The sequence below is a fragment of the Candidatus Saccharimonas aalborgensis genome, assembly GCF_000392435.1.
GTDB lineage: Bacteria > Patescibacteriota > Saccharimonadia > Saccharimonadales > Saccharimonadaceae > Saccharimonas > Saccharimonas aalborgensis.
On record NC_021219.1, the window covers coordinates 19,617 to 33,924 of the forward strand.

The window sequence follows — 14,308 nt, forward strand, 5'->3', positions numbered from 1 at the left end:
TATTCGTTTCCCTCGACGCAGTTACACGGCGAGTTCGATATCAACTGCGATATCATCGATGACTTCAGCCTGCTCATCATTTGCCGAGATCGCTCCGGTACCAACCGGAATCTTTCGACCGATGATGACGTTTTCTTTGAGACCGTTCAAGTGATCGGCCCGGCCGCTTGTTGCTGCGTTGATAAGCACGCGAGTTGTATCCTGGAATGACGCCGCAGAAAGCCAGCTGTCGCTCCAGATAGAAACTTTTGTGATACCAAGCAATAGCTGCGTGTATTGTGCGGGTACTTTACCACTTGCGACAAGTGCAGCATTGGTATCAACGACCGATGCTTTCGATACAATGTCACCAGTTACAAATGTACTGTCACCAGGATCTTCTACCTGAACACGGCTAAACATCTGACGCACAATGATCTCAAGGTGCTTGTCGGCAACATCTTGACCTTGCGCTGCGTAGATACGCAACACTTCGTTGATGATGTAGCGTTGAGTTGCTTCGGTACCCTTCAGACGCATCAAATCATGCAGGTTCAATGAGCCGATTGTTAGCCTATCGCCAGCTTCAACATAGTCACCCTTTTTAACAACCAGCTGCATTGTGCCAGGCACTTCATAGCGCACTGGTGCACTTGCGTTGGCGGCGAGTACCAGAGAATCTTCTGCAATCTCTACTACGCCGTCAAATGGTGCGGTCAGAGGGTGGGCTTCTCCTTCTGCTGTCGCGAGAACATCGCCAACTTTCACACTACTGCCCGCCTTGATGCTAACCGTTCGGCCCTCAAGCGGCATGCGCTCGACATGACCAGCCTCTGGCGTGACCTGTACGACGTACTTGCTGCCATCTTCCCAAATATCAACACTACCTGTGACCTCTGTCACATAGGCTTGACCTTTTGGATTTCGAGCTTCAAACAACTCCTCAACACGCGGTAGACCTTGGGTAATGTCTGATCCACCGACACCTGAGCTGTGGAACGTGTTCAACGTCAACTGTGTTCCTGGCTCACCAACTGACTGTGCAGCAATAACACCGACAGGTTGAGCAGTAGCAACCAAGTTACCAGTTGCCATATCGATACCATAACTGCGCTGCGGAATACCTCGCAAATTGTTGGTCGAGAGCACCGACTGAATCTTTACTTCTGTGATCTTCTCATCAGCCTGAATTGCGTCTGCAATCTCACGCGTGATGACTTTGTTAGCAGCAATATATCCCGGAACTTCCTCCGCAGTGAAACGGCCATAGAGGCGATTACCGAAATCGATCATCGTTAGCTCAGATTCTGAGCGGTAAATTGAGAATCCCTTGTCATCACCCTCTTCGTCTGCAACCGTAAAGACATCTTGGCTCACATCGACAAGGCGACGGGTCAGGTAGCCGGAGTCAGCAGTCTTGAGCGCAGTGTCAATCAATCCCTTACGAGCACCACGTGTTGCCACGAATGCCTCAAGGCTTGAAAGACCTTTTTTGAAGTTACTGCGAACTGGCAGCTCAATTTCACGGTTAGCAGCATCCACCTGAATACCGATCATCGCACTGGCTAGCTTGACGTTAGTAATGTTACTACGTGCACCTGAGTTAACCATTGTCGAGATACTGGTATCCATTTTTGTAAGCTCGTTACGAAGGAAATCCTCGATTTTACGGTCAACACCGCGCCAATTTGCAACTGTAAGGCTGTAACGTTCATCATCAGTGATGAGACCCTGGTCATACTGATCAGAGACAAGAGCGGTTTTCGTATCGCCTTCAGCGATAAACTCACTGATCTCATCGAAGCTCAGGTAGTCCTGCATACCAGTTGAGACGGCGCTAGTAGTGGCAAAGCGAAATGCCAAACCTTTCATGCGGTCAGCGGTACGCGCCGTTTCCTCAGCTCCGTAGATATCAAAGATTTGTGCCAACACTTTCTTGAGTTCTTTTTTGTTTTGGACATTGTTGTTGAATGGGAAATCTTCAGGCAGGATTTCGTTGAAGAATACGCGTCCGAGAGTTGTCGTGCGGATATCACCTTTTGCACGAACACGAATCGGGCTTTGCAGCTGCAACTTGTGCATGTCATACGCCAGTTCAGCATCTCGGCTGTCAGCAAAGACCGCTACCTTATCAGTTTGCGCACTTGGCTTATCGTATGTCAGGTAATAGTTACCCAGAACGATATCCTGGTTGATATTGAGCACTGGGCTACCATCGGCTGGTTTGAGCAAATTATTGACGGCACTCATGAGATCGCGAGCTTCGGCTTGTGCTTCTTTGCTCAGCGGCAAATGAACAGCCATCTGGTCACCGTCGTAGTCGGCGTTGAATCCACTTGCAACAAGCGGATGAAGTTGAATCGCCTTTCCTTCGACAAGAACGGGCATAAAGGCCTGAATACTCAAACGGTGAAGTGACGGCGCACGGTTGAGAAGCACATACTTGCCCTCGATACAGGCATCTAATGCGTCCCATACGACTGCTTCACCTGCCTCGATGAGCCGAGTAGCGCTACGAATATTGTGCGCATATTCACCGCGGATAAGCCAGCTGATGACAAACGGCTTAAACAGCTCGAGTGCCATTTGTTTTGGCAGGCCGCATTGGTCGATTTTGAGTTTAGGACCAACCACAATAACCGAGCGACCCGAATAGTCGACGCGCTTACCGAGGAGGTTTTGACGGAATCGACCCTGCTTACCTTTTAGCATATCGCTAATGCTTTTGAGCCGTCGTCGTCCACCTGTCGCATTGACCGCACGACCACCACGGGCCGCTGAATTGTCGATAAGACTGTCGACCGCTTCTTGAAGCATACGCATTTCATTACGTCGAATTACTTCTGGTGCGTTCAGGTCGATAAGTTTCTTGAGGCGGTTATTTCGATTGATGACACGTCGATAGAGGTCGTTGAGGTCACTGGTCGCAAATCGCCCACCGGTCAGTTGCACCATAGGCCGCAGGTCGGGAGGGATCACCGGCAAGACTGTCAGGCATAGGCTGCTTGGCTTGATACCAGCCGCTTGCATACCCTCAAGTACCTTGAGACGCTTCAGTAGCTTCTTTTCACGCTGACCTTTGGCTCCAGCAACTTCCTCGCTGAGTTCAGCAATAAGTGCCGACAAATCAACTTCGTCAAGCAACGCTTTGAGCGCTGTGCCACCCATTCCAACAGTGACAAGCTCCTCGTATTCCTCAGGCAAATTGCGGAAATCTGTCTCGCCGATAAGCGCATGTCGAACAAGGCCCTCGAGCTGAGTCTTTTTTACAATATAGCTTGACTCGAGCTCTTCGAGTTCTCGTGACTGCTCCTCGGCTAGTTTCTTGACGTCGGCACCTTCAGCCGCAGCTTCTTTTTCAAAGCGTATCTTGATAGCTATCCGGCCAGCATCAGTTTCAGCTTCCAGATCAGCCAAGAATTGATCACGCTTCTCACTGTCGACTTCGAGGATAACATAGGTCGCAAAGTAAGCAATCCGCTCAAGATTACGCACCGTGATACCCAGTAGCAAGCTCATCGCGCTCGGTGTACCACGCATAAACCAAATATGTGCGACCGGTGCAGCCAGGTTGATGTGGCCCATTCGTTCACGCCGAACAATCGATTTAGTGACCAGTTCACCATTTTTGTCGACAGCAGCTTCACGTGAGCGTACCCCTTTGAGCTTATTGTCGTGTGGGTTGATATCCTTAACTGGTCCAAAGATTCGTTCGCAGAACAGTCCATCTCGCTCTGGCTTTTGTGTTCGGTAATTTATGGTTTCAGGCTTAGTGACCTCACCATAGCTCCATTTGAGAATGTCATCTGGACTTGCAACAGCCAAACGAACAGCATCAAAATCAGCGATACCTGTCGTAGCAACAACGCGCGACATGTTAGGCCTCCTCTCTATCTTGTTCAGTGGTTATTTCTTCATATAGTTCATCGTATTCTTCATCGACATCACTAATTTGACCTTCGTTATCAATATCACGCACGGTCACGCCATCGTCTTCATCTATCTCACCAAGTTCGTCTGATTCGTCGAGTACATATTCCTTGTCTTCCTCGATAACAGGTACGGTTTTATCCTCAGGACCGCTCTGTTCGATAACACTCTCTGCATCAAACTCTTCACCTTCGTCGATGAGGTCAACCCTGAGACCAAGACCCTGCAATTCTTTCACCAACACGTTGAAGCTCTCGGGAAGTTTCGGACCGGTGATGACATCGTCTTTGATAATTGACTCATAGGCCTTTGCGCGACCATAGACGTCGTCAGATTTGATTGTTAGCATTTCCTGTAGAGTACTTGCCGCACCGTACGCCTCAAGCGCCCAGACCTCCATCTCACCAAAGCGCTGGCCACCATTTTGAGCTTTTCCGCCCAGTGGCTGCTGCGTCACCATGGTGTATGGACCAGTCGATCGAGCGTGAATCTTGTCGCTGACCATGTGGTGTAATTTGATCATATGCATCACACCAACGGTTGAGCGCTCTTCAAATGCCTCACCTGAACGCCCGTCATAGAGCTGACTCTTACCGTCAGGTGCGAAACCGGCTTTCTTCAGCTCATCTTCGATAACGGTATTTGGAACCCCATTAAATGGTGGTGTTGCCACACGATACCCGAGAGCTCGTGCCGCCATACCGAGGTGTGTCTCAAACAACTGGCCGAGGTTCATACGACTTGGCACGCCGAGTGGGTTCAAGACAATGTCAACAGCGGTTCCATCAGCGAGGAATGGCATATCCTCAACTGGCAATATACGTGCCACTACACCCTTGTTACCGTGACGTCCGGCGAGCTTGTCTCCCACGCTAATCTTGCGTAATTGAGCAACAAAAATCTGGATTTGCATCAAAACGCCAGCTTTGAGCTCATGGCCATTCTCGCGACTAAATATCTTTACACCAACAACCTTGCCGCCGCCTGCGTTATTCATGCGCTGGCTTGTATCGCGAACATCTTTTGCTTTTTCACCAAAGATCGCGCGGAGCAACCGCTCCTCAGAGCTCAATTCTTGTTCGCCCTTCGGTGTGATTTTTCCGACTAATACATCACCGGCCTTCACTTCACTCCCGATTTGAACGATACCGTTCTCATCAAGATGACGTAGGCTCTCTTCACTCACATTTGGAATATCACGAGTGACGATCTCAGGACCAAGCTTTGTCTCACGGACTTCTACGTTGTAATCCTTGATGTTGATGCTCGTGAGGGAATCATCCTCGACGAGGCTGCGGCTAATGACAACGGCGTCGTCCATGTTGTAACCACCCCACGGCATAAAGGCTACCAAAAGATCGCGACCGAGAGCTAACTCTCCATCGGCAATTGATGCACCTTCGATGAGAACATCACCTTTTTTAACCGTATCTCCACGACTAACGCGTACTTTCTGATTGATACTTCGATCGTCGTTACTCTTTGCAAAGTGGATTGGTGCATATTGCTTGGCACCGTCCTTGTAGGCAACTTCGACAATATCTGCGTCAGCACGAATAACTTCACCGGCAGCTTCTGCTACCACCAACTGTGATGAGTCACGCGCGACCGCACCCTCAATGCCTGTTCCTACAGTAGGAGCTTCAGGTGTTAGCAGGGGAACTGCCTGACGTTGCATGTTTGAGCCAGTCAAGCTTCGATCGATACGGTTCTTTTCGATAAATGGCACCAGCGCTGCGGTTGAACCCAAGATCTGCTTGTGAGCAGCATCCATAAATGTCACCTCAGACGCATCAACCTCACCCGGCTTCAAAAACTTACGTGCACTTACGCGTTCATTGACAAACTTGTTGTTGGCATCAAGTTCTGCACCAGCGTCAGCGATGACTTCAGTAACTTCCTGACTTGCGTCAAGATACACCACTTCATCAGTTACCTTGCCGTTTTTGACACGGAGATATGGTGTTTCGATAAAGCCATATTCATTGACCCGCGCATAGGCAGCGAGGTTGAGCACTAGGCCGATATTAGCACCTTCTGGTGTTTCGACAGAACAGATACGACCATAGTGGGTGGGGTGGGCGTCGCGGACATCAAATCCAGCACGCTCACGACTTAGTCCACCAGGGCCCATACTACTGAGGCGTCGTTTGTGGCTCAATTCTGAGAGCGGGTTAACCTCGTCAAGAAGCTGAGAAAGCTGGCTCGATGCAAAAAACTCACGCACAGCAGCGACGACTGGTCGAGCGTTAATGAGTTGGCTCGGTGTGACAGTGGTGATATCGCTCATGCTCATGCGATCCATGGCATTTCGCTGCATACGAAGCATACCAACGCGGAACTGACGAGCAACGAGCTCACCGACCAATTTGATGCGGCGATTGCTGAGTGCGTCGATATCATCGCCGGCTTCTTGTGTATTATTCATCCGGATGAGCTCACGAATGATAGCAACGAGGTCATCGAGTTGGAATACTCGATGCTCAGTCGTGTTTGGTGTCGTGAGGCCAAGGCGTTGGTTCATCTTATAACGACCAACGCGTGAGTAATCAAATCGTTTGAAGTCATAAAACATTCGCTCGATCATCTGGCGAGCGTTGTCAACTGTGGCCAAGTCACCTGGGCGAAGGCGTCGGTACACCTCGATCAATGCTTCATTGACACCATGAGCTGGGTCTTTTTCGAGGGTAGCATCGATATATTTGATATCTCCGGTATCGATATCTTTGAACAACTCTTTGATTTCATTTACTTTGCTATACCCAAGGGCGCGCAGTAGGGTTGTGACGGCGATTTTTCGGCGACGATCAATCTTCACATACAGTGCACCATTGCTGGCGGTCTCAAATTCGAGCCATGCACCGCGACCAGGGATCAGCTTTGCACTATAAAGATTTCGTGTTGCACCACGCTCAGCGGTAAAGAACACGCCCGCGCTTCGGATCAACTGGCTCACGACAACGCGCTCTGTTCCATTGATGATAAAGGTGCCGCGATCGGTCATCCAGGGATAATCACCGAGGTAGATTTCCTGCTCTTTGACTTCACCGGTAACTTTATTGGTGAGTTCGATCATAACATGCAATGGTGCATCAAAGGTCAGGTTATTTTCTTTTGCAAATGCTTCTTGGTTTTTTGGCTCCTGAAAGGCATACTGCTTGAATCGTAGTTCCAACTTTTGACCAGTATAGTCCTCGATTGGATTGAGCTCTGCAAAGATTTCGCTGAGACCGGTCTCGACGAAATCTTTCCAAGACTCCTTTTGATGCGCGATAAGATTTGGTAGCGGCAGCGCACTATCGTCTTTCGTGAAAAAAACGCGTTTGGCTGGAGCGGCCGCAGGCTTTGATTTTGCCATACATACTCCCTGATAGATGATGGTTAATATAGTGTTGTGTTATCGTCTGTGCTTTGGCGCCGAAGCTTTACTAAATGGGGATACGCATACCAAAACGCCACGCCACTGGCACGGTACACAAAATTATCCCGCATTACACAATCTTCATTGCTTTGATTGTACTATAGCCGACATGCTCTTGTCAACAAACTATACTCTCCACTTATCCTATCGGTACATTTATTGTTTGGTGGCGAGGACGGTATCGATAAGGCCATAGCGCTTTGCATCCGTCGCACTCATCCAAAAATCTCGCTCCATGTCAGCCTTTACTTTACTGAGTTTTTGGCCGGTATTCTCTGTCATGATGGCGGCCAATTTTTCTTTTAGCTCAACCGCCTCACGTAGCGTAATTTCTTGATCTGTTACTTTACCCTGCGTGCCGCTACTCGGCTGATGTATCATCACTCGCGCATTTGGCAATAAGTGCCGTTTTCCCTTTGCGCCACTGCTCAGCAACAGCGCTCCCATGCTAGCTTGCAATCCGATACCATAAGTAGCGACATCTGGCTTGATATAGTTCATCGTGTCATAAATAGCCAGGCCATCATACACACTCCCACCGGGACTATTGATGTAGAGGTGAATATCCTTCTCGGGATCCTCATTCGCGAGATGCAGTAGCTGGGCTACTACCACGTTTGCGGTGTGCTCGTTGATTTCTTCACCGATAAAGATAATTCTATCCTCAAGCAGACGGGAATAAATATCATAGCCGCGCTCTCCGTCACGCGTTTTGACAATCACATTTGGTACAAGATAGCTTTTCGTCATAGTGTCTCTAGTATACCGCAGTAAATTAGCACTCGTCAAGTCTGAGTGCTAATTTAGCTTCTGATAAACAATAACTTAAGCCTCAGCCCCCCCGACAGACAGTTGGCCCTGATGGGCCAAGGCCCGCCAAGAGCGAAGGCTGATTCAGTTAGCGGCGGGCCGGTTGCTGGAGTGGGGAGGGGGTGAGGCGGAATAGACACTAGCTCTAATTAAAATCGATCAACGCTTGAACAGTTTTTTCGGTCAACAAGCTGTTGGCAATTTCGCGCTGAACTTCTGGTTCATCAAACCGCTTTGCCATATCGGGGTTATTGGCGTACTGGGTCCTAAACGAGTTGATGCGCTCTGCTAACTCATCGCTCGATGCTTGAATCTTCTCTACCTTGCTCAGTTCGGCAAGTACGAGACCCGCCTTGACTCGATCCTCTGCAGCAGGACCAGCTTCCTTTTCCAGCCACTCGTCCCGGTCTTTGAAGCCATTTGTCTCAAAGTACTGTTCCGGTGTCATACCGCGGTACATCAGATTTTGCGTCATGTCTTGCTCAATCGAACGAATCTGATCCTCTCGGAGTACGGACGGCACCGCAACCTTACTCTTTTCGACCAACTGCTTCACAAGGCTGTCTTTGAGTTTGTCGGTTGCTTCGCGTTCTTTTTGAGCAGTAATCTCAGACTCGATATCTTTTTTGAGTTCGGCCACATCGGTAAAGGGTCCGACCTTGGCAGCGAACTCATCAGTAAGTTCCGGCACGACAATCTGATTGACTTTCTTTATAGTGACGGTGAAGATTACTTTTTTTCCTGCTAACTCTTTAGCGGGATACTTCTGAGGAAATGTCAGAGGAATATCTTTCGTTTCACCAGCTTTCGCGCCAATGAGTGCATCCTCAAATCCAGGGATAAACGAATTACTGCCCAGTGTCAGTGGATACTCCTGAGCGGTTCCGCCCTCAAATGCCTCTCCGTCTTTGGTGCCAACGTAGTCGATCACTACCTCATCACCAGAGACAGCGGCCGCAGAGGTTTCTTTTTTCTCTGAATACCCTTTTTGAATTCTCGTTACTACCTCGTCAATATCGGCTTTTGTCACCGTCACTGGTTCTTTGACTGCTTGTAATTTTTTGTAGTTACCGAGAGTTACTTTTGGCAAGACATCCCCCTCCGCAGTAAACTCTAGCAGATCACCGGGAACAAACTTTTTAATTTCGACCGCGGGACGTTCCAACGCCTGTATCTCATTGTTGAGATATGCTTCCGCTACTGCTTTGGACAGGGCGTTATTGAGCGTCTCCTGCGAGAGTGCTGATTGGTCAACGTGTTTCGCGACCACATCAAGCGGCGCACGACCTTTACGAAAACCTTGGACCTTAGTTGTTTTAGCGAGATGTTTGAGCGCAACCTGCTGGGCTGCTTCGAGTTCGGGCGCGCCGATGGAGATCGTCACCAGGACACGCGTATCTGAGAGATGTTTGACAGTCGTTTTCATAGCTGTTCATTATATCAGATTGTGCGCGTAGTGCCGAACTATCAGTATTTGAACAGCAACGCACCCCGCATCCCCATGGTATCGTGCACAGAGCTAGCCGTACCGCACTGTGTCACAAGCGTATTGAAGTTATTTGTGTCGTCTTGAGAGGGACTTTCAAGCGCATAAAAGACCACCTGAGTATTGGTACCACACGGATAGACCGCCAGACTCTTTGTCCCGTTAGTCGCGCCACCAGACACCTGCGTATTTACCGGCAAGGCTGTGGTGAACCCTGCTGGTAGCAGATTGGCAGCCACAAGGACATCCTCAAGCGTGCAGATGTATCTCCCGGTGCCAACGAATCCCGTGGCGCCATCGGTACAAACACCGCCTGCTATCGCAACAGTTGACGACAAACCACCAGCCGGGAAACGACCACCGTTATTTGCCGCCCACACGCCAAGTGCTTCAGCAACCTTATGCGCACCGTTTCGCACCTGTGTATCACGGGCCTGCAGCTGAGAATCCATGTAAATTACGGTGAGTAGCGTTGCCAAGATAGCAATCACTACTATCACTACTAGTAGTTCAACGATGGTAAATCCCGAACGGACGTGTCGCAATCTCATGTCATACACTATGACAAACATGCCGTAGACGCGCAATAGGCATAAACGCTATGAACTGAGGTCACTGACGTCAAATTCGTCTTCTTCGCTGGTTTTTTTGCGGCGCCGATCCTTGACGGTAGAGACGACCCGCTCAAAGCTCAGTTTTTGCTCATTACTTGTGGTGGTATCCTTCAGCGGATAAGCTTCTGACGCTAATTCTTCATCGCCGATAAACATGATGTAGGGAATAGCTTTTTTGACGGCAGTCTTGAGCTGCTTATCGATCTTTCGCCCGGTGAAATCAAGCTCAACATTGACTCCTTCACCGCGAAATTCCTTTGCCAATTTGGCGGCACCACGCAAGCTATCACCGACGACAATCATATAAATATCAGTTGTTGAGAAAAATGTTGGCAATAACCCATGTGTTTCGAGGAAAAGCTGCGTCATCGTCAGCCCAGGTGCAAACCCAACTGCACTGACCGGATCGGCGCCAAACAGGCTCACCAAACCATCATAGCGGCCACCACCGAAGAGCGCTCGGTTGTTTTCGGGGTGCGTGTCAAAAAATTCAAACACCGTGCCCGTGTAGTAGTCAAGCCCCCTCATGAGAGTGATGTCAAATACGGCGTTTTTTACTCCTGCACGCTCGAGATGAGTGAAAAGCTCTTGAATTTCTTTGACAGCTTCGCTATCACGGATTGCTTCGGGGAGGTCGGCCATGGTCTTGGCAGCGAGAAGCTGTGCAATCTTTTGTAGTCCCGTCGGTGCTGCCTCTTGCCCGAAGATGTCAATCGCTTGATCACGAAATGCATCCGACGCAATTTTACCTTTTCGATCAAACAGTTTTATCATCAACTGCGCCTGGATCGTGTCAAGCCCCAGGTAGTGTGCCATCATAAAGTTGATCACTTGCCGGTTATTGATACGGATGGCAAACATGTCATCAGCGGCGCCAAATGCTTTCATAAGGTCGTACCCCATCGAGATAATTTCTGCCTCAGGCAGTGCACCATCCATGCCGAAAATATCGCAGTTGAGTTGCCAAAACTCGCGCTCACGACCCCTTTGAGGGCGTTCGTAGCGCATATACTGACCGATGTTGTACCATCGTGCCGGATAGGCTATCTCCTGACGCCGCGCGGCGATCATACGACTGACACTCGGCGTCATTTCCGGTCGAATCGCTACTCGCCGTTCACCACGGTCAACAAACTGATAGGTTTGCTCATTGACAAGCTCTTGGCCACTCTTGGCAGCATATACTTCGATCGGCTCGAGTAATGGTGCGTCGTAGGCCTCATAGCCGTAACTTTTGACGATTCGCCGCCAGGTGCGAAAAATATAATTACGCACACGCATATCTTCGGGATACCAGTCCCGCGCGCCTTTGTACGATTCAGATGAGAGTGAGGTCATAGTATCTGTTATTGTTTCATATTTCCCTGCATCACGCAAGGAAAAGCGGGTTAGTTCAACACGTGCTGTTGGAGCCACGCATACATGGCGATCCCTGCTGCCACGCCGACGTTGATACTACGGGTACTACCAAACTGCTCAATCGCGACAGTTTGCTCAGCGTAGTTGCGGAGTTTCTCAGAGATGCCCGGTCCCTCTGCGCCAAATAGCAGCACACAGTCCTCGGGCAATAGTGCCTCGGATAGCAGAGACGCGTCTTCGCAGTTATCCACAGCAATCAGTCTCTTCTTGTACTGCCGCATCGCCGCCACGAAGCTATCGGCGTTGGCATAGTAATGCACATGCAGGTACTTGTCGGTCATCATGGCACCGCGCTTATTCCACTGGCGGCTGCCAATGATGTGCACGTGCCGCACACCAAAGGCATTGGCACTGCGAACGATTGTTCCCATGTTGTAATCGCGTGACACATTATCGAGAGCGATTTCGAGCGAGATTGCGTCGGTATCGAGATCAGCCACGATCGCATCGATCGACTTGCCTTTGTAAGCATCGATGAGGTTACGGCTATCGTGAGGGGCTTCCATATTTTTTAGTATACAAAAAACACGCCGATTTCGACGTGCTGACTATGAGCTAGAGAGGGTTTTCCCCGAGAGACAGGTCTCACCTACCATTCGCGCCGAAGCGCCAGGTCAGTGATCCAGTGTCTCTCGGGTATTCACCCCCTACGCGGTTGGAGTTCTGGCACGGCGCGGTGAAGCGCAGTGCCAGAACCAGGACGGACTACTTCTTGGACCGGTCGACGGTCCGTCCGGCCCAAGCGAGGGCCTTCTTGGCCGCGTCGGCGCCGGCCTGGAGCTGCTCTCCCCGGGCCTTATCCGCGGGGGACAGGGCGTGGAAGGCGGCCCCGACGGCGTCGTCGAAGTTGTCGGCGCCGAGTTCCGCCACCCGGTCCAGGACCCGGTGGGCGAAGACGGTGGCGAAGCCACCCACCTGGCGGACGGCCCCGCACTTGTGGGCGAGGTCGATGACCTTCGCGGCGCGGTCGGCGACGGCGGCCTGGCTGGCGGCGAGGATGTCGAATCCCATTGTTTCCATCCTTTCTGGCCTTTTTCAAGGGCCAGGTTGTAGGGGGATGAAGGTCTAGTCGTGAGTCGGTATTACTTCGATTCACGAACTCAGTACGCATTATAGCATAAGCCTTAATTTTTGTCAATATGCTTGAGCGTTTGCCGTATGATATAGTGGGATGAGATGCAGATGTGACGGCTGCGTGAAACGCAAATGATTGTAGACGCGCTAGGCGTTGTATAATGTACAGGTACCGTCTCATTACATATCACATTTTATGTATGCGGATATGGCGGAATTGGTAGACGCGCTAGCTTCAGGTGCTAGTGTACGTAAGTACGTGGAGGTTCAAGTCCTCTTATCCGCACCAACGATACAGCCCGGCCTCGTGTCGGGTTTTATCGTTGGTATGCATTAGCACTTGGAGCTTCACGTCGTGGAGGTGAGAACTGCCAGTGGTAGTTCGGAAACGAATCTTCCGACGAAAGCTATGCTTTCTACGCGCGAGTTCGGGGGTCGCGGAACGTGACCAAGTCCTCTTATCATTGGTGGAGTATTAGAGTAAACTGCGTCAAGTTGCTTTCTCTTTGGCTGCGCGCATTGTCGCCCCGGCCAATCCATACACGTTTGTCGCACTATGGTCAGCATACTTTCCGGTGAGCCGTATCGGAACATATCGCGTAGTCAGGTTGCGGTCGTGCTCGATGGAAGTGCGTATATTGAGATTTGCTTCATCTGGAGAGACAGTTCCGGTACGCGCCCACACGTGAGCAACGCCGGCTCCTTTGTCGAGAGCATGGCGAATATCATACTCAAGTCGCATTCGGCGCATCAAACCCACTATTGCCAAGTTATCTAATCGTGCAGCCCCTATTCCATATAGCATCATCCCGCGTGCAGTGAGTGATTCCAGATGTGCGGCTACTAGAGGTGATGCGGCATCGTCCTGACGGTTAAGCGAGATATTTGCGGCAAGTTGCTTGCCATCGGTCATAAAAGCCTTGATAAGTTCGTAATGGCTCCGATCTACTACGGTAGGAGACTCAAATACCACCATGCTATGAAGAGCCGTATCGGGGTGAGACGCATATGGACCAACGATGGCAGCGCCCTGTGATGGCCCAAAAGTCATCACCTCTCCAGCTTCGCCTATCTCTATACGTGCCCGATCAATAAGTGGCGAGGCATCGCCGTGCCTAATACGTGTACGCTCACTGTTAGATAGATTCACATTGTCTTCCAAACACGTTGTATTTGGTTGATATATGAGTTTTGATGATGGATTCACCATCGCCCTTATTACGCGAGCCCTTGCCACGGCAGGAATAGATATACCATTTGCGTATTCGGCAGGTACCCAGAGAACGCTGTCGTCCCAATCTTTAGGCGTATCGACAACGAGCCTAAAGGCCCTCCCCGCTAGCTCTCTACGAACAGTATGCGAGCTAACCCACTCTGCATGGTCCGAAAGAGCCTGCTCGACAATAGAGGCTATGAGCTCATCATCCTCGCCAGATACATATGCTTTAGCTTCAGGATACAGGTCGGTCCAGATCATTATGGATCAAGAATACCCTATGCTTTGACATATATCAATATACATTTGATAAGATGTTACCAAGAGAATACATAACCATGAGCTATATGGTAGACTGT

The 14,308-nt window shown here is 50.1% G+C and carries 9 protein-coding genes and 1 tRNA gene; 1 reads left to right on the forward strand and 9 read right to left on the reverse strand.

Annotation, left to right across the window (positions count from 1 at the left end; all coding sequences use genetic code 11):
- Window positions 1–21: 21 nt before the first annotated feature.
- The 8 genes from rpoC to L336_RS05405 all read right to left on the reverse strand — a co-directional run bounded on the left by rpoC (window position 22) and on the right by L336_RS05405 (window position 12,670).
- A complete protein-coding gene (rpoC, locus tag L336_RS00105) occupies window positions 22–3,855 on the reverse strand; it encodes a DNA-directed RNA polymerase subunit beta' (protein ID WP_015641183.1) in 3,834 nt (1,277 codons plus the stop codon).
- A 1-nt stretch (window position 3,856) separates the two neighbouring features.
- Window positions 3,857–7,267: a DNA-directed RNA polymerase subunit beta gene (rpoB, locus tag L336_RS00110; protein ID WP_015641184.1), complete on the reverse strand. Its 3,411-nt coding sequence runs from the start codon at window positions 7,265–7,267 to the stop codon at window positions 3,857–3,859.
- A 219-nt stretch (window positions 7,268–7,486) separates the two neighbouring features.
- On the reverse strand, window positions 7,487–8,080 hold the full coding sequence (locus L336_RS00115; RefSeq protein WP_015641185.1) for an ATP-dependent Clp protease proteolytic subunit: 594 nt from the start codon (window positions 8,078–8,080) through the stop codon (window positions 7,487–7,489).
- Window positions 8,081–8,285: 205 nt separating this feature from the next.
- Entirely contained in the window at window positions 8,286–9,566 is a 1,281-nt protein-coding gene (gene tig / locus L336_RS00120; RefSeq protein ID WP_015641186.1) for a trigger factor, read from the reverse strand.
- Between the two features lie 41 nt (window positions 9,567–9,607).
- Entirely contained in the window at window positions 9,608–10,177 is a 570-nt protein-coding gene (locus L336_RS05400) for a prepilin-type N-terminal cleavage/methylation domain-containing protein (protein ID WP_160142743.1), read from the reverse strand.
- Window positions 10,178–10,225: 48 nt separating this feature from the next.
- Window positions 10,226–11,656: a histidine--tRNA ligase gene (gene hisS / locus L336_RS00130; RefSeq protein ID WP_015641188.1), complete on the reverse strand. Its 1,431-nt coding sequence runs from the start codon at window positions 11,654–11,656 to the stop codon at window positions 10,226–10,228.
- A complete protein-coding gene (locus tag L336_RS00135) occupies window positions 11,629–12,165 on the reverse strand; it encodes a TrmH family RNA methyltransferase (RefSeq protein ID WP_015641189.1) in 537 nt (178 codons plus the stop codon). Before L336_RS00135 ends, hisS begins: the two co-directional genes overlap by 28 nt.
- A 199-nt stretch (window positions 12,166–12,364) precedes the next feature.
- Window positions 12,365–12,670 carry a hypothetical protein gene (locus L336_RS05405; protein ID WP_128817236.1) on the reverse strand — a complete coding sequence of 102 codons (306 nt, stop codon included), beginning with the start codon at window positions 12,668–12,670 and terminating at the stop codon, window positions 12,365–12,367.
- A gap of 265 nt (window positions 12,671–12,935) precedes the next feature.
- On the opposite strand from L336_RS05405, the gene L336_RS00145 reads away from it, so the two are divergent.
- A tRNA-Leu gene (locus L336_RS00145) sits at window positions 12,936–13,022 on the forward strand.
- Between the two features lie 201 nt (window positions 13,023–13,223).
- Here L336_RS00145 and L336_RS00150 read toward each other — a convergent pair.
- Window positions 13,224–14,210 (reverse strand): hypothetical protein, encoded by a 987-nt coding sequence (locus L336_RS00150; protein WP_015641191.1) that lies wholly within the window; start codon window positions 14,208–14,210, stop codon window positions 13,224–13,226.
- Between the last annotated feature and the right edge of the window lie 98 nt (window positions 14,211–14,308).